Raw genomic sequence first — 25,827 nt, 5'->3', positions numbered from 1 at the left:
TAACAGGCAATATCATACCGACGGATCCAAATACCAAAATTACTCCTGGGAATAGTATTGGCGTTACACATACGAATAACACTCCAAATATATTTAGTAAACCAAACGCATCATCTATTCGTTCAATACTGAAACAACTGCCTCGAACAGGTGTAGATCAAATTTCTAGCATCTTGATATCCTTGATTGGTTTAATGAGCTTGGGATTGTTTTTCTTTGGAATCAAGCCGCCTGAAAATAAAAATTGAAAAAAGAGTAAGAATGTACTGTTTGCATTTGTACGGTATAAGTTTTTGGTTTATATGGCATAATGGTAAAAATTTTCTCTAATATATGATTAGGGAAACAAAAGCCCCAGACGGCTCTGAATTGTCTGGGGACAAAATAAAAATTGCACCAGTTGATTTTGGAACGAATCAAGCAGTTCTTAAAAACGTTGTAAACAAAAAAATAAGAACTCAAAAGAGATGTAAAAGGAACAAAGATCTGGAAAAATACCGATAATCAAGATGGCAAACGACCAGACATAATTATTGTGAACCTTCTAGCAGATGGCCGACAAGTCGATTTAAAAGAAGCAATGGAAATTGATGGTTGGAATTATGAATTTAAGTATTTACCTAAATTCAAAGACGAACCATCAATCGTCTATACGATAACTGAGAATGCCGTGTAACACTATATTACTAATACTTATACCCTGATGAAACCTGGTACTCCCTATAAACCAATTAAAGAGAACTTCGCAACAGAACAGTTATTTAAAGGAGAAAACGATGAAAAAAATGGGGAATAAACTCCAATCGTGCGGAATACTTTTACTTATAAGTATTGTTTTAGCACCATTTTCACTTGGGTATGCTGAAGCAATTGAGACATCTCAGTCCCCAAAGACAATTGTTGATATTGCAATAAGCCCTAATGTAAATGAAGGTGTAACAAGCAATTTCACAATAGAAGAGTATGAAAGCAGTTCTGCTTTAGAATTAGCTGAAGCTGTTCGAAACAAACGGATAACTAGTGTACAGTTAGTGAATTTTGCCTTTAAAAATATCAAAGAAAAAGATGCTACGTTGAATGCTATGATCACATTGAGAGAAGAAGAAGCTTTAAAAGAAGCTGCCGAGCTTCAAGACAGAGGACAACCATTTTTAGGAGTACCATTACTTGTAAAAGGTTTGGGACATACTATTACGGGAGGAAGTAATTCTAACGGATTAACGTTTTCAAAGGATGTCATTTCTCATTCAACCAGTCCATTTACAAAAGCTTTTCAAGAAGCAGGATTCATTGTTATTGGGCAAACCAATTACCCAGAGCTAGGTTTGAAGAATATTACGGATTCTAAGTTGTATGGGCCAACGGGTAGTGCTTGGGACCCGAGGTATCAAGCAGGAGGTTCTTCTGGTGGGTCAGCTGCTGGAGTTGCGGCGGGTTATGCTCCTGTTGGATCTGGAAGTGATGCGGGAGGTTCTATCCGGATCCCAGCTTCTTGGAATGGTGTTATCGGGCTAAAACCCTCTCGGGGTGTTTTGGTTGGTAATTCAGCTAGCGAAAGGAATCAAACCAGTCATTTTGCTGAAACGAAAACGATGGCTGATACTAAGACTTTATTCAATACTTTTCAAAAAAAAGAGCTACCACAAATTAATTTTACGACTGACTTAAAAATTGGGTATTCTACAAAATCACCTGTCGGGACACCAGTTCAACCCGAAGCTGTTGAGGCAGTCGAAAACGCAGTTGTATTCTTAAGATCAGAGGGCTTTCAAGTCGAAGAAGTAGATCAGCCTTATAATGGTGTCGAATTGATGAAAAACTACTATACTATCGGTGCAAGTTCGGCTGGGATTATTGAGTTTCTTGCCAAACAACAACTTAAGCGTTCTGTTTCCATTGATGATGTTGATTTGACGACCTGGGCTCTGTACCAAACGAGTCAAGAGTTAACAAAAGCCGATGTTAATCACGCTTGGGAAACTATTCAAAAGATGTCTGCAGAGTTAGCTAGCTTCCAAGCAAAGTATCCCTTGTTTCTGACACCTACTACCGCATCAACTGCACCTTTAGTAGGTGATTCAATGATGAAACCTGAAGACATTGAAGCAATTAGGAATATGGAAAATTTATCTAAAGAGGAAAAACAACAGTTGGTTTATGATCAGTGGTTTCTAGGATTATCTTATACGCCTTTTACTCAAGTAGCGAATTTAACTGGTACGCCAGCCATCAGTTTACCAACTTATGTAACCTCTAAAGGTTTGCCATTAGGAATTCAATTTATGTCTGCAAAATATAATGATCGTTTGCTACTGTCAGTGGGGGATTTTTTTGAAGAACACAAAAAGTTTAATCAATTAGCATCCAAATCCCAAACATATAGTGAAGAAAAATAAAGTCAGATCCTTTAGAACCTGAAAGAAAATGTTGGTTATAACAAAAAGCTATTTGTCATTTGTTTGGAAAAACAGTGGGTCAAGGTATTTTCTTTTGAAACGACAGGCTATCCGCTTTCTTGTGGTTTGTATGTTTGATAAAGCCCATTAGTGCTACGTTGCATCATGGAGTTTTTTTTATAAAGGAAGGCACAATTAATTTAATAGATTAATTAATATACATTGGAGGGAATTTCATGGGTACATTAAAATGGTATTCCGGAGGAGTCGAACGAGGCAAACAAGCAGAAAGCATCATTAATGATATATTAGGTGATTTAAAAAAAGAACTAGGTCACGCATCGCTAAAAAAAGTTTTACAGAATTATCTTAAAAAATTAGAGCAAAGAGGTGCTGCTGTTCCAATGTTTTTAAGTCAAATGAACTTAGATATTTCTAAAGCAATCAGAAATGATGGCGTTACTTTATCAGACTATCAATCTAAAAAGCTAAAAGAGTTGATTTCAATATCCAATATTAGATACGGCTATTAATTTCGTACAAACTTATTTGTTTACAGAAGTATCTCGAAAGTTAGCGTATTGTTTCATTCCACATGCATAAAAAAATATAGTATCAGATAGTTAAAACGAATATAACAAGGAGGTTCTATTAAGATGATTGTTTCTAACACGGTAGACTATATTATAGTTGGTGCAGGTGCAGCAGGTCCTGTTGTTGCTTCAAGACTAAGTGAAATTTCTGATATATCAGTGGCCATAATTGAAGCTGGTTCTGAAAACACATCTGAAATATCTAGATCTCAGGGAGCTTTTTCTAGTGTATGGGGAACGGATATGGATTGGAAATATTCTACTATTAAACAAAAAGGGTTGAATAGCAGAGAAATTTATCATCCTAGAGGTAAAGTCATTGGAGGCTCAACTGCTATAAATGTGGGTTTTTGGATGAGAGGAATGAAGTCTGATTATGATAATTGGGAAAAACTAGGGGCTAAAGGTTGGAATTTTGACTCTGCTGTAGAGAAATTTAAACTAATCGAACATACAAAAAAAGGAACTCCTGAATACAGAGGCCGAGATGGGATAATAACTCTTGAAGATATTCCTGTTCCGACTACTTTAGCCGATGTGTTATTAGAAGGTGTGGAAGATTCTAAACTTGCCGATATTGGGGATTACAATGATTTAAATCCTTATTCAATAGACAGAGTACAGACTGACTTTGTTGACCATATTCGAACGTATCCAGCTGATTATTATCTTTCTGACGAAATTAGAAAGCGCGATAATTTAACGATCCTTACGAATGCTTTAGTTTCTCGAATACTTTTTAAAGGGACTAGAGCTATTGGTCTAGAGTATGAAAAAAATGGAGAATTGAAAAAGTTATTTGCAAGGAAAGAAATTATTCTTTCAGCGGGTGCGTACAATACTCCAAAAATTTTGAAACTCTCTGGAATAGGTCCTAAAGAAGAACTAGAGAAACTTAATATTCCAGTTATTGCTGACGTACCTGGTGTTGGAGAACATTTACAAGACCACCTATCAGCAGCGATTTCAGTTGTTTCCCCAGTAAGTAGTAAAGACTTTTATTCGAGTAACGCATTATCAGAAGAAGCTATTAACGAGTGGCTAAAATTTAAAACAGGGCCAGCACTATACTTTGCTGGTGCAGATGCGGGGCTTATTCGAACGAATGGGGGGCCAACTTTTGAAATAACACTAGCATATACTACTAATGTTGGAGATAATAATTCCAATTTTCCAACTATTTCGGATATCAAATCTAGAGGAGGCTATACGATCAGTATCCTTTTAGTAGACCCAAAAAGTCTTGGAAATGTGACTCTAGCTTCTGCTAACTATCAAGATGCTCCCATTATCGATCCGCGCTATTTAGTAAATTATGAAGATATAAAGAATTTTATCCATGCGTTTAGAACCTTTTCGAGGATAACTCAATCAGAAGTACTGTCAACATATACCGAAGCTGTTTATCCAAGTGTAGAAGTTACAGATAAAGAACTTGAAGAGTATATAAGAAATACGGCTACAACAGTTTATCATCCAGTAGGCACTGCTAGAATGGGTTCTCTTGATGATCCGATGGTGGTTGTTGATTCCGAACTAAGAGTACGAGGAGTGGAAGGTCTTAGAGTAGCTGATGCCTCAGTTATGCCGAACATTATCCACGGTCATACAATGGCTCCAACTGTTTTCATTGGAGAAATGCTAGGATCAATTCTGTTGCAAACATATCAAAAAAATTAGCAAAATTTGTAGTATTCCTGCTTGATCCAATTTAGAGTACAATGAGAACTTTTTAAGCTGAAACAGGCTCTAGTAAGACTATTTCAGCTTAAGTAGGAATACTTAACACTATACAAAGTACGGATGCTAAGGATAAACAGTGGGTAGGGGCTAATCAAAACAGTTTTTTGTCGACTAAATGAGGTAGAAAAACTTGATAAGACTATAGATAAGCTTGATTCCTTTAATTATTTTTCAACATGCTAATTCATTTGCACTCTTTATATTGCCTAGCAAAGTTTCCCCTTTAATTGTACCTTTATCATCTACATACATAGTTCACTACAAAACACCTTCATCTTCGCATAAATGAGGTTTCCATAGATTGTGACATTGTTAAGGCAATATTTTAATCCTGATTTTTGAAAGAGCAATATTGGTACTTGATTATGGGAATCTCTTTTTTATATCAGAGAAGGTAAAAGTGATTAACTGAATGTGACGATTAAATGGAATGCAACCATGATACTATTTTTATGAATAAATAGCTATTTATTCTGATTGTATTACAAAATTAAAAAAATAATCAAAGGTCTTCTAACAACTATTAATATCAATGATTCCTATCTTTACAGTGAACGATCAACACCACTTATTTGTAAGTAGAATGATATGGAGGCATGACTTTGTAACACAAGTAATGTTGTGAACGCTAAAGAATAACCGAAATATAAAGATTATACGGGAAAAATTTAACAAAGTAAGCAAAAAGGTCGGAAGTTGATTTCTACATAATATGAATTGGCGGAAGAGTGATAGACGCATTGCTGAAATGTAAATTAGGGAGAGTCTAGAATGAATAATATGAGAAAATGTATAACAACAATTTTAACAATATTTATGGTAGTTGGTCAGAATATTGGAGGTATAACCGCATTCGCTGAAACACTATCTTTAAATAATAATGGGAATGCTGCAGAAGAATTATATTTAAAAAAAGACAACGAAAAGCTTGAAGCCTTAAACTTAGAAGAAGGGGAAGAGGCGATAATATCTCTGGTTGACTCGAATGTAGAAGATGTGTCAGTAGAAATTATTCTTCCTGAAAATGTAGAATATATAAATAAAGAGTCCGAAAATAATGTAGGAATGACAATAAACTATGATAATCAAAGCCGTATTTTACATGTTGATTTTTTAAAAAGTAATGATATAAAAGTTGTCACATTTATGCTAAAAGCAATCAAAAAGGATACTTCCGTAAATAAATTGTATGCTCAAGCAAATAGAGGGGAAGTTGGTTTAGTACATTCTGAAAAAGTAGAAGTGCAAGTTTCTCCTATATTAGAGGCTACTGATAGTGATTCAATTGAATCAGAAGAAACAATTAACTCAAGTAACGAGGTCTTGGATGACCCACAAGTACAAACTAGTTCCTCCGAGAAAGAGGACGGTGACTCTGCTGCTGAACAAAACACTTCACAAGAACAAGGTAGTACTAGAGCAAAAAGATCAGTGGAAAGCAGAGCGAATTTAGACAATAATATTCCTGCACCGCCTGCATCTAATATGAATGTGCTAGATTATTTTGAAGTACCCAATTTAGGAAATAGTAGTAACGCAGCATTTCCTAATCAAGATTATCCTCAATCGGTTACTATTACACCTAACGAGCAGAGTAAATTTGGTGTAATGTGGGCAAAGAATGTTATTGATTTAAATGAAGATTTTTCGTTTGAAGGGTATGTATATTTAAATAATAAAAACGGGAAAAATGCCGATGGAATGGCCTTTGTGTTACAGAATGATCCAAGAGGAACTACTGCTTACGGTTCTCCAGGATGGGGTCTAGGAGTTTACGGAGGAAGACCTGGAGAAAATCCAAGTATAAAAAATGCACTCTCTTTTGAACTAGATACGTGGTATAACGGTCGAGAATCTGAGATAAATACTAATGTCTATGAGAATGGAAAAAATAATACACATCAAAATAAATATGATGGACATTTAGCTGTAGTTGAAACTAATAGAGATATTTCTGCTAATTTATGGAATAATAATGATGATTATGGATTGGATGCTGGACGGGTTAAACATAATAATGTGATTTACGGAACTAGTAGTAATCCTGTTAATAAAGATAAATGGCAAAGTTTAAATATTAAGTGGGATTCAAAAACAAAAACATTTTCGTTTAAATTAGATACTTTTCCAGAATTGATATATTCTGTGAAAGATATAAATGACACCTTTGGAGGAAACTTAGTTCGTTTTGGATTTACGGGATCTACTGGTGATGTTACAGAGAATAACTTAGTTTCTTTTAATAAATTACCCGTGGCACCTGTTAATGTTTTCTATAAGGACATTGATACAAATGAAGAGATATCAGATTCAGAGTTGTTAACGGGTAAATTAGGAGATTCTTGGAAAAGCGAACAAAAAGATATTGACCAATATGAGTTTGTAACAGTAGATAAAAAAACAGACGGTATCTTTACGCAAACTGCTCAAGAAGTAACCTATTTTTATAGAAAACTTCTACCAAAACTAGATATTGCGAAATCAGTTGATAAAACCATTGCCAAAGTTGGAGATGAACTTACTTACACGATTACGGCAAAAAATAGTGGTGAAGGTAGTTGGAATGGCACAATTACGGATAAAATTCCGGCGGAATATGTCAGCTTGGTTAGTGGTACAACAACCATCAATGAAGAAAAAGTAGCCGATGAAACAATTTGGAAAGACAATGTATTAAATGTTACGCAGACTGTCGAAGCCGATGGACAAGTTGAAATTAAATTCACTATGAAAGTGACAAAAGATGCGAAGGGTCAAACCATTGCGAACGTGGCAGAAACAGATGATCCAACTATTCCGCCAACGCCACCCGTAGAAACAAAAGTACCAGATGTATCATTAACCAAAACAGCCGATAAAGCCAACGCTAAAGTAGGAGAAGAGATCACTTACACGATCACAGCGAAAAATAGCGGAAATGGCGATTGGGAAAATGGCACCATCACAGATAAGATTCCGGTGGAATATGTCAGCTTGGTTAGTGGCACAACGACCATCAATGGAGAAAAAGTAGCCGATGAAACAATTTGGAAAGACAATGTATTAAATGTTACGCAGACCATCGAAGCAGGTGGCACAGTTGAAATTAAGTTTACAGTGAAAGCGATAGAAGCTGCCAAAGGGCAAACCATCGCAAACGTAGCAGAAACAGATGATCTAAATACTCCACCAACTCCACCCGCGGCAACCAAAGTACCCAATGATCCTGTGCCAATTAACAATAATATAAAAAAAGTTACACATTTACCTAGAGCTGGCGAAAATGGAAGTAAGTATTTAATAGGAATGGGAATAGTTAGCTTACTGATCACTGCTTACGTCATTTATAGAAAAAGGAAGATTGAGTAAACCTTATGTTTGGGAATTTAGATTAAACTATCTATAAAAAATGAGGGCTATCTAGAACTTGTATTGGATACAACAGTAGTCGAACCAAAACGAGCTGCAGGTGGTGAACAAAATGATTCAAGAAAGAGAAGAAGCAAAACGATTACGAAAGCAATTGCTAGCTTTGCTTAATCAAGATAGTGATTGGTTTCGAAAAGGCGAAACGGAAATGGCAAAGACAATTAGAGATGTGGGAAAGCAATTGTATAGTGCAGAAGCAGCTGCTGTTGCTAATATTAATAAATTAACTGTGGCTCACTACAATGAATTAAGAACCCAAGGCCTCTATTTACGCGAAATTGCCACCAGATATAAGTCAAATGAAAATGCGCTCAGAGTTTGGCGCAAAAAACACAAAGAGGCCATTATCGACTAAAAAAGAAAGGAAACATCTAAAAGTGAAAATAGTAAATACAATTGCCGATATTTTTATCTTCAATAAGCAATCGAGGAATCAAGAAAGAGTAAATAAGAAGGTTTGACAATGTTACCTGAAATAGAAGCAAAGCCATATAAAGACTGGCTTGAAGAAACTTTCCTTCCCAAATACTGCTCTGATACAGCAGTAGAAGAGATGCGGCGTATGATGAAAGAGCCTAAAGTATTGGGTAAAGTACGGAGGTTCAACGGACTTACCGCGTGTGATATTTATGACGACGGCTCACGAGTATTGGCTTATGTCGTAGTAAAAATGATTGATCCAGTAACTCAAACTATACAAGAACGAGAAATTAATCTAACCATTTCAATTCAAAAAGAGAAGCTGTACCGAGTAGAAAGAGTAGACTATTTTGGAAAAGAGTGGAACACATAAAAAGTAAAAAATATCAATTCCGCAAGTGCTACTTGTTGAGAAAATTGATTCACAATAAAGGTTTGCTTTAGAATGTATTTCGATGATAGTAGAACCTTATCAAAAAGTATAGAGCTAGCACAAAACCATCCTCCTGAATTTCAGATGACGGATGGTTTTTGTGTTCACTAGTAGAACAAAGATCTCATTTGTTGGAAAGTGTATCAATCTAAACTAAGAGTCATAACAATAAAGGATTAGAAGTAATTGTACTATTTTTACTTAATGCTAAATGAATCTAACTTTTGTAGTAGACTGATCTATCCTAATAGGGAACGTGAAATTCATAATGTGTCCACTTCAAAAGACAATAAATTAGTGATAATCATTGTCCATTAGAACCCAAGCAATTTTTTTAAATAAAAAGTGTGTATATTCTTAAAAATAAAGGATAAGTATAAATTTCTCTTGTTCATTTTTACACATTTATTTGAGTGTATGAAAGAATATACATCATTTTTGCATAATGTGGTCATCTTAGAATTTTGAATTCGAAAATCTCTAAGAAGAAAGCGCTCTTATTTTGTTAATCTAGGGACGAACCAAAAGAAGGAGGTATTTTGATGAAGAATCCAATTAACGTTTTTTCTGAAATTGGAAAACTGAACACCGTGATGTTGCACAGGCCAGGAAAGGAATTAGAGAATCTGATGCCAGACTACCTGGAATCACTTCTTTTTGATGACATCCCATTTTTGGAACAAGCCCAAAAAGAACATGATTTTTTTGCGGAAACACTGAGATTGAAAGGAGTAGAGGTACTATATCTAGAAGATTTAGCAGCTGAGGCATTAACGGATGCATCGATCAAAGAGCGATTTATTACAGAATATTTAAATGAAGCTGACATCAAAGAAGAACGAACAAAAGGACTGATACTTGAGCATCTTATGTCCATGTCCGATGGTAGAAAATTGATTGATAAGACGATGGCAGGTCTGCAAAAGTCTGAGCTACCATCTTTGGAACGAACTAGTTTATCAGATTTAGCAGATTCTCACTACCCATTTATCATTGACCCAATGCCAAATCTGTATTTTACGCGAGATCCATTTGCTACGATCGGTCATGGTGTATCGTTAAATCGGATGTATTCTGTGACTAGGAGAAGAGAAACGCTGTATGGAAAATACATTTTTGCTCATCATCCAATGTTTAAAAATGCGCAGGTGCCAATGGTTTATAACCGAGATGAAAATACTCGGATCGAAGGTGGTGATGAATTGATTCTCTCGAAAGAATTAATTGCTGTGGGAATTTCACAAAGGACAGATGTTGCTTCTATTGAAAAGCTAGCCAGAAATATCTTTGATAAGAATTTAGGCTTTGAACGAGTGCTAGCGTTTGATATCGGAGAGCAAAGAAAATTCATGCACCTTGATACAGTCTTTACAATGGTTGATTATGACAAATTTACGATTCATCCAGAAATTGAAGGGAATTTAACAATTTATTCGATTTCTAAAGGAACAGATGGTTTAGAAATTTCACAAGAAACAGACACGCTGGAACACATTTTGTGTAAATATTTAGAATTAGACCATGTTGCGTTGATTCGTTGTGGCGGAGGAAATCCAACCGCAGCGGCTCGTGAACAGTGGAATGATGGCTCAAATACTTTGGCGATTGCACCAGGTGAAGTCATTGTGTACGACCGAAATACAATCACCAATCAAAAACTAGAAGAAGCAGGAGTCAAATTAAATTATATTCCCGGTAGTGAACTTGTTCGTGGCCGTGGCGGCCCTCGGTGTATGAGTATGCCATTTGATCGAACGGACCTATAGAATTATCCAATTAAATTCAAGGAGGAAAAAAAATGACAGATTCAGTATTTCAAGGACGTAGCTTATTAGCAGAAAAGGATTTTACTAAAGAGGAATTAAATTACTTGATCGATTTTTCTATCCACTTAAAAAAAATGAAAAAACAAGGGATTCCTCATCATTATCTTGAAGGTAAGAATATAGCGTTACTTTTTGAAAAAACATCGACTCGGACACGTTCGGCTTTTACCACGGCTTCGATCGATTTAGGTGCTCATCCAGAATTTCTTGGAAAGAATGATATTCAATTAGGTAAAAAAGAATCGGTAGAAGATACCGCTAAAGTGTTAGGTAGTATGTTTGACGGAATCGAATTTAGAGGGTTCAGTCAACAAGTGGTGGAGGACTTAGCAAAATATTCTGGTGTCCCAGTGTGGAATGGTCTAACAGATGAATGGCATCCTACTCAAATGATTGCTGATTATATGACAATCAAAGAAAACTTCGGTACGCTTGATGATGTGACACTTGTCTACGTTGGTGATGGACGTAATAATATGGCCAATAGTTTGTTAGTAACTGGCGCTATTTTGGGTGTGAATGTCAGAATTTGTGCACCAGAATCGCTGTTTCCTGAAGCGTCAGTGGTCGCTTATGCCAAAAAATTTGCGGCAGATTCAGGCAGTGAGATTATGATCACCGATAATGTAGAGCAAGGAGTTAAAAATGCGAATGTCCTTTATACAGACGTCTGGGTTTCAATGGGGGAAGAAGATAAATTTGAAGAACGAGTGAACGCATTGAAAGACTATCAAATCAATATGGACATGATCAAAAAAACGGGGAATGCTGAAGGGAAGTTGATCGTTTTACATTGTCTACCAGCCTTTCATGATGCAACAACAGAATATGGTCAAATGGTTAAAGAAAAATTTGGCATTAGCGAAATGGAAATCACCGATGAAGTTTTTAGAAGCAAATACGGACGCCAATTTGAAGAGGCTGAAAATAGAATGCACTCAATCAAAGCAATTATGGCTGCAACCTTAGGCAACCTTTTTATTCCTAGAGTCTAAACAAACAACAAGCGAATAAACAGGAAGAGGGGATTGTATGAAAAAAACAACAATCGTAATTGCTTTAGGTGGAAATGCTATTTTATCGACAGATGCAAGCGCTAAGGCACAACAAGAAGCATTGACTTATACGGCAAAACAGTTAGTTAAACTGATTCAAAAAGGCTATCAACTTGTTATTTCTCATGGGAATGGTCCGCAAGTCGGCAATCTGCTGATTCAACAACAAGCTACTGATTCCAAAGAAAACCCTGCGATGCCATTAGATACTTGCGTTGCTATGACTCAAGGGAGCATTGGGTATTGGTTGGAAAATGCACTGGCAAAAGAGGTGCAAAATGCTGGTATCAAACAAGAAATTGCAACACTTGTTACACAAGTCATCGTATCAGAAAATGATCCAGCTTTTGAAGACCCAACAAAACCAATTGGTCCATTTTTGAGTCAAGAAAAGGCTCAAGCAATTATGAATGAAACTAACACATTATATAAGGAAGATGCTGGGCGTGGCTGGCGTAAAGTTGTTCCTAGTCCTAAACCGTTATCGATCCAAGAACATCAAGTGATCAAGACCTTGATCAAAAATGATATTCTCACGATTTGCGGTGGTGGCGGCGGGATTCCTATTTCAGGCAATGATTTAACTGGTGTGGAAGCAGTCATCGACAAAGATTTTTCTTCAGAAAAAATAGCTGAACTGGCAGATGCTGATCTATTTGTTATTTTGACCGGTGTTGAAAATGTTGCAATCAACTATGGCAAAGAAAATGAACAGCAGTTGAAACAAGTCAGTGTGAAAAAATTAGAAGAATATATAAAACAAGGCCAATTTGAACCAGGAAGCATGCTGCCAAAAGTAGAAGCTGCCATTCAATACGTAAAAGCAAAACCTACTAATAAAGCGGTTATCACTTCTCTTGAAAAATTAAGTGATTTCGGTGAACAAGAGGTGGGAACAGAAGTTGTTTTTGACTGATTAAACACCGCCTTCTTTAAAAAGCATTAGCGAAGAAAATTGACGAAGTTGGAGTTGAAAAAAATGACAGTATTGCAAGAGAATGAAACACTCAAGGGGTGCCCATATTTTTCACATTTAAGTGAAGAAGAAGCAGCGTGTATTCAGAAAAATTCATATTGTAGAGCATATAAAAAAGGCCAAGTTCTTTTTGATGCTGGCGATGAAAGAAACCGCATGTTTATTTTAAAAAAGGGGCTTGTGAAATTTGAAAAAATCGATCAAACTGGCACGCTGTTCTATTTGAACTTTGTTAAAGATAACGCGGTATTTCCATTAACTGGACTTTTTACAGACGAAAACTATCATTTCTCAGCTATCGCGATGACAGATATTGAAGTGTGCTATCTCTCAAAAAAAATCTTTGAAAAAGTAATACAGGGAAATAATCAGCAGTTGCTGTTTTATTTTAATCAAGTGTCTTTGTGCTTAAAAAAACATGTGCTTAAAATAGAAAGTTGTGTGACTTCAAGTGCTTCTGAACGCGTAAAAAATACACTGGCGATCTTGATGAATGAATTAGGTGAAAAGAACTACTTTAATCAAGTGGTGGTACCGTATCCGATTCTAATGAATGATATCTCTCATAGCAGCGGTACAACAAGAGAAACGGCCAGTCTAGTAATAAAGAAACTGATTAAAAAAAAGAAAATCCAGTATCTGCATAAAGAATTGATCTTTTTCGATCCAGCTTATTTTGCTTTGGATCACGACTAGTATTTCCCTGTATTTTTCCCTTTATTTTGACATCAACACCAAAAATTTGAAAGGAAAAGTATGGTTCTCATACAGAAAGAATAATGGAAATAAGAGCACAAAAAAAGCAGAAAAAATCGTTATCCTCGTTTAGTATTTTATTTATTATCATTATTGCTTTAACAATTGTTTCTTGGCTTTTATCTGGGCAAACGTTTACACCTACAGTACCATCGGGTGCTTCTGAAGCTGTGGATCACGTAGTCGGAGCAAAGCTTTCTGATTTTGTGATGGCGCCTTTTAATGGATTCAAAGATGCCATTGAAATTTGCGTGTTTATTTTAGTGTTAGGCGGATTTCTAAATATCGTCACTCGAACGGGCGCCTTAGAAGCGGGGATTCAACATGTTGTTAGAAAGTTAAAAGGAAATGAATTAATCATAATTCCTATTTTGATGGTCTTATTTTCGATTGGCGGTTCTACCTATGGAATGGCAGAAGAGACATTGCCTTTTTATGCATTGATCACGGCAACTATGGTTGCTGCGGGCTTTGACACCTTAGTTGCCGTGGGAACAGTGTTACTCGGAGCAGGTTCTGGTGTGATCGGTTCCACCGTCAATCCATTTGCAACAGGTGTGGCGATGGATGCGTTAAAAAGTATTGATATAACGCCGAACACTGGGGTAATTTTGATCATAGGATTGATTTTATGGGGGACTACAACAGCGTTCTCGATTTTTTATATGATGAAGTATGCTAAAAAAGTCAAAGCTGATAAAGGTTCAACACTTTTATCATTGCAAGAACAAGAAGATATGAAGAAATATTTTGGTCAAGATGAAAATAAAGAGTTGCCTTTTACGAGCAAGGATAAAATCATATTAAGTATTTTTTCGTTTGGCTTTCTGATTATGGTCATCTCTTTGATTCCGTGGGAGTCATTTGGTGTTCAGATTTTTGAAGGTTGGACTTCTTACCTTACTGGGACTAGTTTTGGTCATTGGTATTTTGGGGATCTTGCTATGTGGTTTTTCTTGATGAGTCTGGTAATTGCAATAGTCTATGGTTTGTCAGAAAAACAAACAATTACAACTTTTATTGATGGTGTAAAGGATATTTTGTCAGTTGTATTGATCATTGTTGTGGCTAGAGGAGCCTCTATTTTGATGGCGACGACTCATTTGGATTTATTTATATTAGATAAATCAGCTTCGGCGCTTCAAGGTTTGTCACCTGTTTTGTTTGTTGTAGGTGCGTATATTTTATATTTGTTACTTTCTTTCTTGATTCCTTCTACTTCTGGACTAGCATATGTTTCAATTCCAGTTATGGGAGGGCTTGCACATAACATTGGCTTAAGTCCAGATGTCATGGTGATGATATTTACAGCCGGTTGTGGTGTCATTAATTTAATTACACCGACATCTGGTGTGGTGATGGGTGGCTTAGAGATTGCCAAAATCGATTATGCAACATGGACTAAATTTATGGTCAAACCCATTATTGTGATCAGTTTTATGAATTTGTTGATATTGATCGCTGCTATGTTGCTTTTATAGTAGATAAAACTAGGACGTGTAAAAATGAATAAAGAGGAACGTCAAAAAATCATTCGGCAGCTGATCACTCAAAATACGATCGAAACACAAGAGGAACTGCTGGATTTACTCAGAAAAAATGGAGTAAAGGCAACTCAATCAACCATTTCTAGAGATGCTAGAGACTTATATATTGTAAAAACCTATCAAGAAAATGGAACAATGAAGTATAGTATAGTGGATCAAGAATCGCAGAAAAATAGTGAGAAAAAGCTGCGTGAATCGTTACAAGAGTCATTGAGAAAAATCGAGCAAGTAGGCTTTGTTGTATTGATCCATACAGAAAATGGGCTAGCTGATGTGATTACCAATTATATCGATGAAGTCAACTATGAAGAAATAGCTGGGACTATTGCAGGAAGTGATACGATCATCATCATCACACATTCAGATAAAATGGCCCAAAAGGTTGTTAGAAAATTTGAACTGCTTTTTAAGGACAGCGCATGAGGATAGGGAGCAAAACGGGAAAATCGTTTTGTTCCCTACTTATTTTGGATGGAACTATTTCTAAAATCGTTTAAGCTACGCTAATGACAGCTTTACCTTTTCTTTACCTTTTTTTGAAAGTGAATTTGTACTTTATCGGTAAAGTGTAGATAACACTAAATGTTAGTAGAAAAACGAAAAGAGGGTAACAAGAAAATGAATAAAAAACTAGATGCTTTTCATTTGAAAATCATTGCAGTGACGGCTATGGCCATTAATCATGCTGGAATTATTTTTGCATGGAGTCATAGCGCAAACACAATTGGATTGTATGCAATGTCAGAATTTGTGGGGCGATTTACGTTTCCAATCATGGCATATCTATTAGTGGAAGGGTTTCACTATACTAAAAATTTACGAAAGTATTGCATGAGGTTAATTCTTTTTTGGTTAGTGTCGATTTATCCATTTTATTTGATGCACAATCCAACATATACATTTTCGATCACGGATATCCCTAATAATATTTTCTTTACGTTATTAATGGGTTTATTAATGATGATTGTGTATTCAAGAACGAATAACAAAGCAATTCATGTATTAATTGTTTTAGGGTTTAGTCTCCTTACAGTTCTTTCGGATTGGTCAATTGTTGGCGTCCTTATAATTTGGTCTTTTTACGTAAATCACAATCAAAAAGGCAAAACACAGACAATAATTAGCACATTTATTATTTTTGAAATCATTTCAATTGTGGGCTTGATCATGAACAATGCTTCGCCATCTTGGATAGCAGAAGCTTTTTCACAATTTGGTTTTTTAGTAGTATTATTCTTGTTGCTACAATACAATGGAGAAAGAGGCTATTCTCCCAAATGGATCAAATGGGGATTTTACTGGTTTTATCCGATTCATTTAGTTGTATTTGAACTGATTAGGTATTTCATTTTTTAGAGTGGCAAGTCAAAAAAGGCCCAAGAGTGATCGAACTTGAGGGCTTTTTTAATGCGTACTCTGCTATAATGAATAGCGATAATTATTAAGCGATAGATAACAAGAATGAGGGAGAAGAAATGAACAACATTTTGATTGTCGAAGATGATCCTTATATCAATGATCTACTCTATGAAACGTTAGTGGAAGAATCATTTTCCTGTACACGAGCTTATTCTGGTACAGAAGCATTATTGTGTATAGAAAAGAAAAGCTTTCAAGTTATTTTATTGGATTTAATGCTGCCTGGTATTACAGGAGAAAAATTAGTGCCGCTTATAAAAGAAAAATCCAATGCAGCGATAATCATTATTTCATCAAAAGATGTATTAGATACTAAAGTTGAGATGTTGACTAGTGGAGCGGATGATTATCTCACGAAACCTTTTGCAATTGAAGAACTATTGGCCCGCATTCAAGTACAAATACGAAAAAGTAGTCCATATCAGGGACGATTGCTTTCCTTTCAATCGTTGACGCTGGATAAAGATCGAAATGCTTTAATCGTATCGGGTCAGGAGATTGCTTTAACACATCGAGAATTTAGCATTATGGAGTTACTACTATCCTATCCTAAAAAAATATTTAGTAAGCAGGAAATTTATGAATATGCTTGGGCTGATTTTTATATAGGTGAAGATAAAACTGTTAACGTCCATATTTCAAATATCCGACAAAAAATTAAAAAAAATTCTGGACAAGAGTGGATCAAAACGGTTTGGGGAGTGGGCTTTACTTTACAAGAATAAGCTTTAATGCTTCCTTAATTCTTTTTAGTATTGAATTTGCAGTTGCAAGCTAAAATGAGTTTAGCAAACAAGAGGGGGAAAGAGGATGAGTAACTATTTACTGGAAGCTAATGAGTTAAGTAAAAAGTACAAAGATCAGTTTGCAGTTAATCGTGTAAATTTACATGTGAAACGTGGTGCTATCTATGGATTAGTTGGCAAAAACGGTTCAGGGAAAACCACGCTCATGCGTATGCTTAGTGGGCTTGCTGCACCGACTAGTGGGGAGATTGCACTATTTGGTGAGAGTGGACCTCAAGTTAAAAACTATTTTTCACGTATCGGAATATTGATAGAAACGCCTGGTTTATATGGTGATATGAGTGCTGCTGATAATTTAAAATTAAAGCAAATTGCTATCGGATTATATGGCAAAGAGTACATACCTTCGCTATTAAAACTAGTAGGTCTTGCAGATGTGGGGAAAAAGAAAGTTAAACAGTATTCTTTAGGGATGAGGCAAAGATTAGGCATAGCGATGGCATTGATTGGTGAACCAGATTTACTCATCTTAGATGAGCCAGTCAATGGTTTGGATCCCCAAGGAATCGTAGAGATGCGAGATATCTTGATAAAATTAGTGGAAACTAAAAATATTACAATCATGATCTCAAGTCATCTTTTAGAAGAACTATCTAAAATGGCAACGGACTATGGCTTTATTCATCAAGGCCAACTGATTCGAGAAATTTCTCATGAAAAATTGACAGAGGAATGCAAACAGTTTATCGAGATTCGCTTAAACGAACCGCAACTGGCTACTACTGTGATCGAAAACATAGGAATTTCAAATTATAAAGTAGTTGATCGCAACACCATTCGAATTTATGAACAATTAACTAAAAATAGTGCAATTAATTTAGCACTTGCCAAAGCGAATATTGCTATTGACTCTATTACGATTTCGCAAGTTTCGCTAGAAGATTATTTTTTAAGTTTGACTGGAGGGAACAGCCGTGATTAATGTGATCAAGATGGATCTGTATCGGATGTTTCGCTCGAAAAGTACTTATCTTATTTTGCTGGGGACTTTATCTTTTGTAGGGATGATTTTGTATTCTATGAGCGAGTCAATCGGCACGCCTGATGTGGAGATTACTATAGGAATTACTACAAAGACGGATGGTTTGAGAAGCTATACAGATTTAGCAACACTTTTCAAAATTATGGCAAGTAGTAATTCATTCTTGATTGGGAGTGTGATTTTTAGCGTCTTATTTATCAATCGTGAAGAGGCATCCGGTTTTACTAAGAACATTGCGGGACAAGTGACAAGTAGAGGGTTACTCGTATTATCAAAATTTGTTAGCCAATGTTCATTCATAGTGCTTTCTTTTATTGGCAGTCTGTTTGTTTTCTTTTTTATGGGAAATATTATTTTTGATTCAGTTAGTCTAGGCAATGTTTTTGATTTAGTAAAGGAAATGAGTCTGCAATTTGTTTTTCACATTGCATTTGCCACAATCATATTGGGACTAATTACCTTGATCAAGCAGCCTATTGTGAGTATGCTGGTAGGTATTTTGCTAACCTTCGGTGGATTCAGCTATATCTATCAAATGATCAATAACATTATCCATGGTTTGACTGGAAACGAGACGTTTAATTTGATGAATTACACAGTCACTGGAATTGTCCCAAGTATTACTGGGACTTCTCCTATAACAAGTATTATCCGTGGAATGACGGTCTCTGCTGTATTTATTGTAGTAATGTTGACGTATAGCATCACCGTCAAAACAAAGAGCGATATCAACTAATATTGAGTAGAAAGTAAGGGAGTTTTGCAATGCTTTTAGGCACGATCACCGTTGGGCTTCTATGTATTTTCTTACTGTTGCACGTAGTTCAATACCGGCATCAGATCAAGAGCATCAACCAACAAATGCGTTTTATTCAACAACATGAAAGTAACCTGTTATTGTCAAATCAGTTTAGCGATAAGCAATTAAATGAATTACTCAGCTTATTAAATCAGATGTTGATTGAGCAGCGTTCTAATAAAATGACAACCAAAAAACAGGAACAACAGTTGAAAGATTCGATTGCCAATCTAGCACATGATATTCGGACGCCGTTAACATCATTGGATGGTTATTTTCAATTATTGATCAAAAGTAAAGATAGCGAAAAGCGGCAACAGTATGCAGAAGTCATCAAAAATAGAATTGAGACGTTAACTGAATTATTAGAAACGATTTTTACATATTCTAAATTAGAAAATGATGCGTATAAGATCGAGCTGCAAAAAACAGAAATAAATCAAGTGTTATTGGATACTATCTTTACCTTTTATCTTCAATTTTCAAACGAGGCGATCGAACCAAACATTTCAATTGGCGAAAGCCAACTATACATTTTAGCCAACAGCGCTGCTTTGACCCGAATTTTCTCTAATTTAATAAAAAATAGTTTAGATCATGGGCAAGGAGAAATAAAAATTAGCCAGGCGAAGGAGCGTGATCAGATGCTTTTCCGCATTCAAAATAAAGTTACCGCTGAAAGTGAACTGGATATGTCCCAAATTTTCGACAGATTTTATATGTCAGATAAATCAAGAGCTGGGAATTCAACTGGATTGGGTCTTTTTATTGTAAAAGAGTTTGTGGAGAAGATGAACGGGCATATTGAAGCTGAGTTAATCAAACAAGTCTTTTCGATTTCAATCAGATTTCCTCTTTTGAGTGATGATTAAAGATTTTTTTCTCATCGTAAGACTAGTTTGCTTGAAATATTTTTAGTTCTGTAAATGAAACTGTTAAGCTGTCATTTAGGTCTAGAAGAATTTTTATTTAAGTAAAAGATTAAATCAAAATAAGTATTACAAGAAAAAATCAATATAAGATTGCATCAACCAGTTTTATATAGTACACTGATTGAGTCTGAAAAATCAATACCTTAACAAATAACTATCCTTATGACTGAGATGCGTCTTTAAGAGCAAAACTCAGTCATTTTTTTATAGGAAAATATAGCTTTATTAATAAAAATGAGTATTTTCTCATAAATGAAGAAATAAGTATACTTTCATTTCATTCCATTGTACAATAATAAATGTAGTATAATTGTAATTTAAATTAATAGGTCATTTCATTCGTAAGGGTGTTTTAATTCCTCTTTTTTTATCACAAAGGTATTGCAAAAATTAATCGTGCTAAGAGCACTAGGAGGAACACATTTATGAATACAGGTACAGTGAAATGGTTTAACGCAGATAAAGGTTTTGGTTTTATTACTCAAGATAACGGAACAGATTTGTTCGCACACTTTTCAGCAATCCAAGGTGACGGATTTAAATCTTTAGACGAAGGTCAAAGCGTATCATTTGATATCGAAGAAGGCCAACGTGGACCACAAGCAGTAAACATCGTTAAAAACTAATTGAACTTTTCTGAAACGACTTAATTCATATTGAGTCGTTTTTTTATTTGTCATTCTATTTTTTTGAAACATATTAATTTTTTCAAGGGTTATTAGTTGATATTTTATTTATTTGAGTTTAATATACATATATACCAACAACAACCCTTTTTATTTTTTCATTTTACTCTTTTAGAGTAAAACTCCTTTTCCCATCTTCGAAAGAAGGTGGGATTTTTTCTTTTTTATGTAAAAAGGAAAAAGTATTATTTATAAAAGTAAATAAATAACTTTGTATTGAGGGATATTAGTTGATATTTATTTAAATAAATAGTATTATACATATATACCAACAACAACCCTTTTTATTTTTTCATTTTACTCTTTAGAGTAAAACTCCTTTTCCCACCTTCAATAGAGGGTGGGATTTTTTATTTTAGCATTTGTGATAAAGGATAATAAATATTTTTTAAAATAAAAAATAAACATAAAATGCTAAAAGCTTTTATGTTTATTTTATTTTACCCAATCATGACACTTTCATCAGGATATTTGAATTTGGCTTGTTGTTTTTGCCCTTTCGTGAGTAGTGAAAACCCAACTGTATAAATACCAACTCGTCCAATATACATCAATAACATAATGATAACTTTTCCTACAGCGGTTAAGTCAGGCGTCAATCCCATTGTTAGCCCGACTGTTCCAAACGCAGAAAATACTTCAAATGCGACATATTCTATACCAGAGGATTCAGGAATATTTTCAGTGATTGTTAAGAGCATAATCGATAGGACACATAATGTTAACGTAATGAAAAAAAGCGTTAAAGCTCGAAACACTGTACTGTTTCGAATGGTGCGTCCCTGAAACTCAGCACGTGTCCGACCCTTAAAAATCGAAACGATTTGAATAACTAACACGGCGAATGTGGTTGTTTTGAGCCCACCAGCGGTAGATCCTGATGTTCCACCAATATACATCAAGAAGATGGTTGTGATCAGTCCAGCGTTTGTCATTTGCATATAATCAATTGAATAGTAGCCTGCGGTTCTTGGCGTAACTGACATAAAGAAAGTATTTGCCAGTCGGTCAAAAAAATTAGTTCCTGTAGTCAGAGTACTTGCATTGTGCTCTGTGATAAAAAATATAATAAAGCCGCCGATTAATAAAGAAAGTGTAGTGATCAATGCGATTTTTGTGTGTAAAGAAAATTTTCGTTTGGCTTTAAAGCGTAGTAAATCTTGCCAAACAATAAAACCTAGTCCGCCAGAAATAATTAAACCACCTATAACCAGTAAAACAAATGGATTTGTCTGATAAGGAGTTAAACTGTCGCCTAATAAATCAAAACCAGCATTACAAAAACTGGATATAGAATGAAAAAGACCAAAAAAGAGCCCTTTCTTCCAACCAAACTCAGGGACAAACTCGATTGAAAGTAAAATTGCACCAGCCAATTGAATGATTGTTGCTAATTTAACCACATACATCATCAGACGGAAGGCTCCAGACATATCATCCAGATTGAGTGCTTCACGTAATAAAATACGTGTACTAAGTGTGATTTTTTTCCGTAAAATAAAATACAACAGAACAGGCATCGTCATAAATCCCAAACCGCCGATTTCAATCAATACCATAATAACTAACTGCCCATAAGCATTCCAGTGCAAGGCTGTATTAAGTGTAGTCAAGCCAGTCACACATACTGCAGAGACAGCTGTAAATAATGCGTCGATAAAAGGTGTAGAATTGCCGCTACGTGAGAATATCGGTAAGGATAGAAGAGTTCCGCCTAAAAATATCAACACAATAAATCCCAATGCTAAAACCTGAACGGCAGATAATTGTTTTTTTAATTTTACAGCAAGTTTATTTTTTTTCATCGTTTCCTCGGTTAAAAACTGTCATAAAACAGTTTTTTATTTTATTTGATACATCCAAGTTTACCATTTTATGGAATAAATGCCACTAATTTGAAAAAGTGTTTTTGGTTGAGCGAAACCATAGCGTAAAAGAAATTTATTGTTTAAAAAGAAAACGCTTGTAAAAAATCGAATAATAAAGTATTATACAAATACAGATAAATTGTATATACAAGTTACTTGAGAGGAGCAAAGGAAATGGGTAAGTTTCAAGAAGATGCAAAAAAACTGTTAGAGGATGTAGGAGGAAAAGAAAATATTGCAGCAGTTTCACATTGTGCAACGCGAATGCGCTTTGTACTTAATGATCCAAATAAAGCTGATACTGCAGCGATTGAGAAAATTCCTTCTGTCAAAGGGACGTTTACAAATGCTGGGCAATTTCAAGTCATTATAGGAAATGAAGTACCACAATTTTATAACGAGTTTTCTGCTATATCTGGACTTGAAGGCGTTTCCAAAGAGCAAGGGAAAGCTGCGGCCAAACAAAATTTAAACCCTGTCCAACGTGCAATTTCGGTGTTAGCAGAGATTTTTACACCGTTGATTCCCGCATTAGTAATTGGTGGGTTGATCTTAGGGTTCCGCAATGTATTGGAAGGGATCCCATTTGGCTTTTTGGATGGACAAAAAATTGTTGAAGTCTCTCAATTTTGGAATGGCGTGAACTCATTTTTATGGTTAATCGGTGAAGCTATCTTCCAGTTTTTACCAGTAGGTATTACTTGGAGTATCACTAAAAAAATGGGCACAACACAAATTCTTGGTATTGTTTTAGGGATCACATTAGTATCACCGCAATTATTAAATGCTTATTCTGTAGCGAGTACAGCTGCAGCTGATATTCCGTTTTGGGATTTTGGTTTTGCTCAAGTGAATATGATTGGCTATCAAGCACAAGTTATTCCGGCAATGCTGGCAGGGTTTTTACTAGCATATTTAGAAATCTTTTTCAGAAAAGTAATACCGCAAGCGGTCTCGATGATTTTTGTTCCACTATTCGCTTTAGTGCCAACTGTGATTGCTGCTCACGTGATCTTAGGACCAATTGGCTGGACGATCGGCAGCTGGATATCAGATATTGTCAATGCTGGTTTAACCTCTTCACTAAATTGGTTGTTTGGAGCAGTGTTCGGTTTTATGTACGCACCACTAGTTATTACTGGTCTGCATCATATGACTAATGCAATCGACCTACAATTGATTGCTGATTTCCATTCCACTAATCTGTGGCCGATGATTGCATTGTCTAATATTGCGCAAGGATCGGCTGTTCTAGCTGTTGTCTTTATGCATAGAGGAAATAAAGAGGAAGAGCAAGTCTCCATTCCAGCAATGATTTCTTGTTACTTAGGTGTAACCGAACCTGCGATGTTTGGTATCAACTTGAAGTATATCTACCCGTTTGTTGCAGGGATGATCGGTTCAGCATGTGCTGGATTATTCGCGACACTATTTGATGTCAAAGCAATCAGCATTGGTGTTGGCGGCTTGCCGGGGATTTTATCTATTGTTCCCCAATATTATCTACCGTTTTTCGGAGCGATGTTGATAGCCGTTATTGTGCCATTTATTTTAACGTACATCTTCAGAACAAAAGGGATTTTCAATAAGCTTGATCCTGTTGATGAAGCAACTGGAAAATTATTTGTTGAAGAAAACTAAGAAGGATAAAAATTCACTAAAACAAGGCAGTAACTGTTGGCCTTGTTTTTTTTGCTGCACAAAGTAATTTTAAGAGAGCTGATCAGTTCATACCGCTTCTTATGATCTAGCTACATGAACCAACTCTTCAGGAAAATAGATAAACTTCATATGGAATAAAAAGCATTCCACATTCAGCTTCCTAATTTTCATAAGAGCTGATCGGTTCATTACGCTTTTATGATCTAGCTACATGAACCAACTCTTCAGGAAAATAGATAAACTTCATATGGAATAAAAAGCATTCCACATTCAGCTTCCTAATTTTCATAAGAGCTGATCGGTTCATTACGCTTTTATGATCTAGCTACATGAACCAACTCTTCAGGAAAATAGATAAACTTCATATGGAATAAAAAGCATTCCACATTCAGCTTCCTAATTTTCATAAGAGCTGATCGGTTCATACCGCTTTTATGATAATAATAATAGTTGGCTTTTTTGGTTCTTTCGGGTAGACTAAATAGGGTTTAAGAAAAGGGAGAATGATAGATGGATATTTATTTAAAAAGTGCAATTTTACACATTATTGATCGTGAAACTGGAACGCCAGTGTTTTCGGCGAAAGAGCTAGATTTAACAACTGAGTATATTCGTGTTTATCTTACAAGCAAAATTACAAAGCTCTCGACTGCGCAAACTAAAACAGGTATTTTAGCGGAAGAAAGCGCATTTGTTGATAAGATGCGTGGGATTCCCAATGACTTTGTTCAAAAAAGTCAGCAATTAGCTCAGCATTGGTATGATGTTTATTCAGGTAGTGAGGATGCGCCGAGTGCGGATGTTCTTTTTATTTTGTATGAGCTAGATACAGTGATGCATTTAGCAATGATTAAGTTGAATTACAAAGAAAGCTACACACATTATGTGGACTATGAAGAGGATGCAGTCTACAATAAGCTGATCATCAATCGGGCAATTCTGCCGTCTAAATCACAAAAACCAGATGAAGGAATGACGGTTAATTTAGATACATTAGCGTATGAGTTGTTAGAAAAACGCTATGAGTTCTCTGGGGAAAAAGTCTGGTATTTTTCTGAAAAAGTGATTGAGTCACAGCCGGCTCCTTCTATTGAAGAAAACATGAAAGAAATCAAAAAAGCAGTGAAACGCATCGGTAAAAAGTTCAATGAAGATGAGTTTGAACTAATTGCTTCTGTTAAAGAAGCGGTTTATGAAAGTATCGAGGAAACTGGAACGATTGATAATGAACAAGTCGCTGAACTGGTTTTTAAGGAAAATGTTTCAGCACGGATGGCGTATCAAGAAGAGGTCAATGAATCAAAATTTGTTGATAAAACACCGCCAGTTCGTGAAGCAAGAGAAATTTCAGAGAAAAAATTTGGTAAACAAAAATTAAAAATGAGCAATGGTATTGAGTTGATTGTACCGCTTGAAGTTTATCGCAATGGAGATCTAATCGAATTTGTTAATAATCCAGATGGCACAGTTTCTATTGTATTGAAAAATATTGAAAAAATCAGCAATCAGTTGTAAACACA

22 protein-coding genes and 1 pseudogene are annotated in these 25,827 nt (G+C 35.5%); 22 read left to right on the top strand and 1 reads right to left on the bottom strand.

Annotated elements, in window-relative coordinates:
* The 20 genes and pseudogenes from RV15_RS09900 to RV15_RS09805 form a co-directional block, all read left to right on the top strand.
* On the top strand, positions 1–248 hold a 248-nt coding region (locus RV15_RS09900; protein WP_139243009.1), incomplete at its 5' end, for an LPXTG cell wall anchor domain-containing protein.
* 233 nt (positions 249–481) lie between these two features.
* A pseudogene (locus RV15_RS09895) lies at positions 482–676 on the top strand (Cna B-type domain-containing protein); the annotation flags it as partial.
* Positions 677–776: 100 nt separating this feature from the next.
* Entirely contained in the window at positions 777–2,396 is a 1,620-nt protein-coding gene (locus RV15_RS09890) for an amidase family protein (RefSeq protein WP_083429147.1), read from the top strand.
* Positions 2,397–2,632: 236 nt separating this feature from the next.
* Positions 2,633–2,929, top strand: coding sequence for a bacteriocin immunity family protein (locus RV15_RS09885; protein WP_071877889.1), 297 nt, complete (start codon positions 2,633–2,635; stop codon positions 2,927–2,929).
* A gap of 123 nt (positions 2,930–3,052) precedes the next feature.
* Complete coding sequence (locus tag RV15_RS09880; RefSeq protein WP_071877888.1) at positions 3,053–4,669, top strand: GMC family oxidoreductase; 1,617 nt, start codon at positions 3,053–3,055, stop codon at positions 4,667–4,669.
* 879 nt (positions 4,670–5,548) lie between these two features.
* Positions 5,549–8,080 carry a lectin-like domain-containing protein gene (locus RV15_RS09875; protein ID WP_217265814.1) on the top strand — a complete coding sequence of 844 codons (2,532 nt, stop codon included), beginning with the start codon at positions 5,549–5,551 and terminating at the stop codon, positions 8,078–8,080.
* A 112-nt stretch (positions 8,081–8,192) separates the two neighbouring features.
* The gene (locus RV15_RS09870) at positions 8,193–8,495 is read left to right on the top strand and encodes a hypothetical protein (RefSeq protein WP_071877886.1); all 303 of its coding nucleotides are present in this window, start codon (positions 8,193–8,195) and stop codon (positions 8,493–8,495) included.
* Between the two features lie 108 nt (positions 8,496–8,603).
* Complete coding sequence (locus RV15_RS09865) at positions 8,604–8,933, top strand: conjugal transfer protein (protein ID WP_071877885.1); 330 nt, start codon at positions 8,604–8,606, stop codon at positions 8,931–8,933.
* A gap of 602 nt (positions 8,934–9,535) precedes the next feature.
* Positions 9,536–10,759 (top strand): arginine deiminase, encoded by a 1,224-nt coding sequence (gene arcA / locus RV15_RS09860; RefSeq protein WP_071877884.1) that lies wholly within the window; start codon positions 9,536–9,538, stop codon positions 10,757–10,759.
* A 32-nt stretch (positions 10,760–10,791) separates the two neighbouring features.
* Positions 10,792–11,814: an ornithine carbamoyltransferase gene (argF, locus tag RV15_RS09855; RefSeq protein WP_071877883.1), complete on the top strand. Its 1,023-nt coding sequence runs from the start codon at positions 10,792–10,794 to the stop codon at positions 11,812–11,814.
* A gap of 37 nt (positions 11,815–11,851) precedes the next feature.
* Positions 11,852–12,790 carry a carbamate kinase gene (gene arcC / locus RV15_RS09850; RefSeq protein ID WP_071877882.1) on the top strand — a complete coding sequence of 313 codons (939 nt, stop codon included), beginning with the start codon at positions 11,852–11,854 and terminating at the stop codon, positions 12,788–12,790.
* Between the two features lie 63 nt (positions 12,791–12,853).
* Entirely contained in the window at positions 12,854–13,546 is a 693-nt protein-coding gene (locus RV15_RS09845; protein ID WP_071877881.1) for a Crp/Fnr family transcriptional regulator, read from the top strand.
* Between the two features lie 83 nt (positions 13,547–13,629).
* Positions 13,630–15,087 carry a YfcC family protein gene (locus RV15_RS09840; RefSeq protein WP_071877880.1) on the top strand — a complete coding sequence of 486 codons (1,458 nt, stop codon included), beginning with the start codon at positions 13,630–13,632 and terminating at the stop codon, positions 15,085–15,087.
* 24 nt (positions 15,088–15,111) lie between these two features.
* Positions 15,112–15,576, top strand: a complete 465-nt coding sequence (gene argR, locus RV15_RS09835; RefSeq protein ID WP_071877879.1) for an arginine repressor — start codon at positions 15,112–15,114, stop codon at positions 15,574–15,576.
* Positions 15,577–15,771: 195 nt separating this feature from the next.
* A complete protein-coding gene (locus tag RV15_RS09830; protein WP_071877878.1) occupies positions 15,772–16,509 on the top strand; it encodes a TraX family protein in 738 nt (245 codons plus the stop codon).
* 119 nt (positions 16,510–16,628) lie between these two features.
* Complete coding sequence (locus tag RV15_RS09825; protein WP_071877877.1) at positions 16,629–17,297, top strand: response regulator transcription factor; 669 nt, start codon at positions 16,629–16,631, stop codon at positions 17,295–17,297.
* An 85-nt stretch (positions 17,298–17,382) separates the two neighbouring features.
* Positions 17,383–18,300: an ATP-binding cassette domain-containing protein gene (locus RV15_RS09820; RefSeq protein WP_071877876.1), complete on the top strand. Its 918-nt coding sequence runs from the start codon at positions 17,383–17,385 to the stop codon at positions 18,298–18,300.
* Entirely contained in the window at positions 18,293–19,096 is an 804-nt protein-coding gene (locus tag RV15_RS09815; RefSeq protein WP_071877875.1) for a hypothetical protein, read from the top strand. Before RV15_RS09820 ends, RV15_RS09815 begins: the two co-directional genes overlap by 8 nt.
* A gap of 29 nt (positions 19,097–19,125) precedes the next feature.
* Complete coding sequence (locus RV15_RS09810; protein ID WP_071877874.1) at positions 19,126–20,031, top strand: sensor histidine kinase; 906 nt, start codon at positions 19,126–19,128, stop codon at positions 20,029–20,031.
* A 485-nt stretch (positions 20,032–20,516) separates the two neighbouring features.
* Complete coding sequence (locus tag RV15_RS09805) at positions 20,517–20,717, top strand: cold-shock protein (protein ID WP_010761095.1); 201 nt, start codon at positions 20,517–20,519, stop codon at positions 20,715–20,717.
* 500 nt (positions 20,718–21,217) lie between these two features.
* Here RV15_RS09805 and RV15_RS09800 read toward each other — a convergent pair whose 3' ends face one another.
* Positions 21,218–22,582: a TrkH family potassium uptake protein gene (locus RV15_RS09800; RefSeq protein WP_071877873.1), complete on the bottom strand. Its 1,365-nt coding sequence runs from the start codon at positions 22,580–22,582 to the stop codon at positions 21,218–21,220.
* A gap of 237 nt (positions 22,583–22,819) precedes the next feature.
* On the opposite strand from RV15_RS09800, the gene treP reads away from it, so the two are divergent.
* A complete protein-coding gene (gene treP / locus RV15_RS09795) occupies positions 22,820–24,286 on the top strand; it encodes a PTS system trehalose-specific EIIBC component (protein WP_071877872.1) in 1,467 nt (488 codons plus the stop codon).
* A 531-nt stretch (positions 24,287–24,817) separates the two neighbouring features.
* Positions 24,818–25,822 (top strand): nucleoid-associated protein, encoded by a 1,005-nt coding sequence (locus tag RV15_RS09790; protein WP_071877871.1) that lies wholly within the window; start codon positions 24,818–24,820, stop codon positions 25,820–25,822.
* The last annotated feature ends 5 nt before the right edge of the window (positions 25,823–25,827 follow it).

The sequence above is a fragment of the Enterococcus silesiacus genome, from assembly GCF_001886225.1.
Lineage (GTDB): Bacteria > Bacillota > Bacilli > Lactobacillales > Enterococcaceae > Enterococcus_L > Enterococcus_L silesiacus.
The sequence above is the reverse complement of the archived record's forward strand: the minus strand, read 5'-3'. Positions and strand labels throughout refer to the sequence as shown.

Bases quoted from the DNA above. Each gene is read 5' to 3' on its own strand.
- RV15_RS09890 (WP_083429147.1), top strand. From the start codon at position 777: ATGAAAAAAATGGGGAATAAACTCCAATCGTGCGGAATACTTTTACTT.
- RV15_RS09885 (WP_071877889.1), top strand. From the start codon at position 2,633: ATGGGTACATTAAAATGGTATTCCGGAGGAGTCGAACGAGGCAAACAA.
- RV15_RS09880 (WP_071877888.1), top strand. From the start codon at position 3,053: ATGATTGTTTCTAACACGGTAGACTATATTATAGTTGGTGCAGGTGCA.
- RV15_RS09875 (WP_217265814.1), top strand. From the start codon at position 5,549: ATGGTAGTTGGTCAGAATATTGGAGGTATAACCGCATTCGCTGAAACA.
- RV15_RS09870 (WP_071877886.1), top strand. From the start codon at position 8,193: ATGATTCAAGAAAGAGAAGAAGCAAAACGATTACGAAAGCAATTGCTA.
- RV15_RS09865 (WP_071877885.1), top strand. From the start codon at position 8,604: ATGTTACCTGAAATAGAAGCAAAGCCATATAAAGACTGGCTTGAAGAA.
- arcA (WP_071877884.1), top strand. From the start codon at position 9,536: ATGAAGAATCCAATTAACGTTTTTTCTGAAATTGGAAAACTGAACACC.
- argF (WP_071877883.1), top strand. From the start codon at position 10,792: ATGACAGATTCAGTATTTCAAGGACGTAGCTTATTAGCAGAAAAGGAT.
- arcC (WP_071877882.1), top strand. From the start codon at position 11,852: ATGAAAAAAACAACAATCGTAATTGCTTTAGGTGGAAATGCTATTTTA.
- RV15_RS09845 (WP_071877881.1), top strand. From the start codon at position 12,854: ATGACAGTATTGCAAGAGAATGAAACACTCAAGGGGTGCCCATATTTT.
- RV15_RS09840 (WP_071877880.1), top strand. From the start codon at position 13,630: ATGGAAATAAGAGCACAAAAAAAGCAGAAAAAATCGTTATCCTCGTTT.
- argR (WP_071877879.1), top strand. From the start codon at position 15,112: ATGAATAAAGAGGAACGTCAAAAAATCATTCGGCAGCTGATCACTCAA.
- RV15_RS09830 (WP_071877878.1), top strand. From the start codon at position 15,772: ATGAATAAAAAACTAGATGCTTTTCATTTGAAAATCATTGCAGTGACG.
- RV15_RS09825 (WP_071877877.1), top strand. From the start codon at position 16,629: ATGAACAACATTTTGATTGTCGAAGATGATCCTTATATCAATGATCTA.
- RV15_RS09820 (WP_071877876.1), top strand. From the start codon at position 17,383: ATGAGTAACTATTTACTGGAAGCTAATGAGTTAAGTAAAAAGTACAAA.
- RV15_RS09810 (WP_071877874.1), top strand. From the start codon at position 19,126: ATGCTTTTAGGCACGATCACCGTTGGGCTTCTATGTATTTTCTTACTG.
- RV15_RS09805 (WP_010761095.1), top strand. From the start codon at position 20,517: ATGAATACAGGTACAGTGAAATGGTTTAACGCAGATAAAGGTTTTGGT.
- RV15_RS09800 (WP_071877873.1), bottom strand. From the start codon at position 22,582: ATGAAAAAAAATAAACTTGCTGTAAAATTAAAAAAACAATTATCTGCC.
- treP (WP_071877872.1), top strand. From the start codon at position 22,820: ATGGGTAAGTTTCAAGAAGATGCAAAAAAACTGTTAGAGGATGTAGGA.
- RV15_RS09790 (WP_071877871.1), top strand. From the start codon at position 24,818: ATGGATATTTATTTAAAAAGTGCAATTTTACACATTATTGATCGTGAA.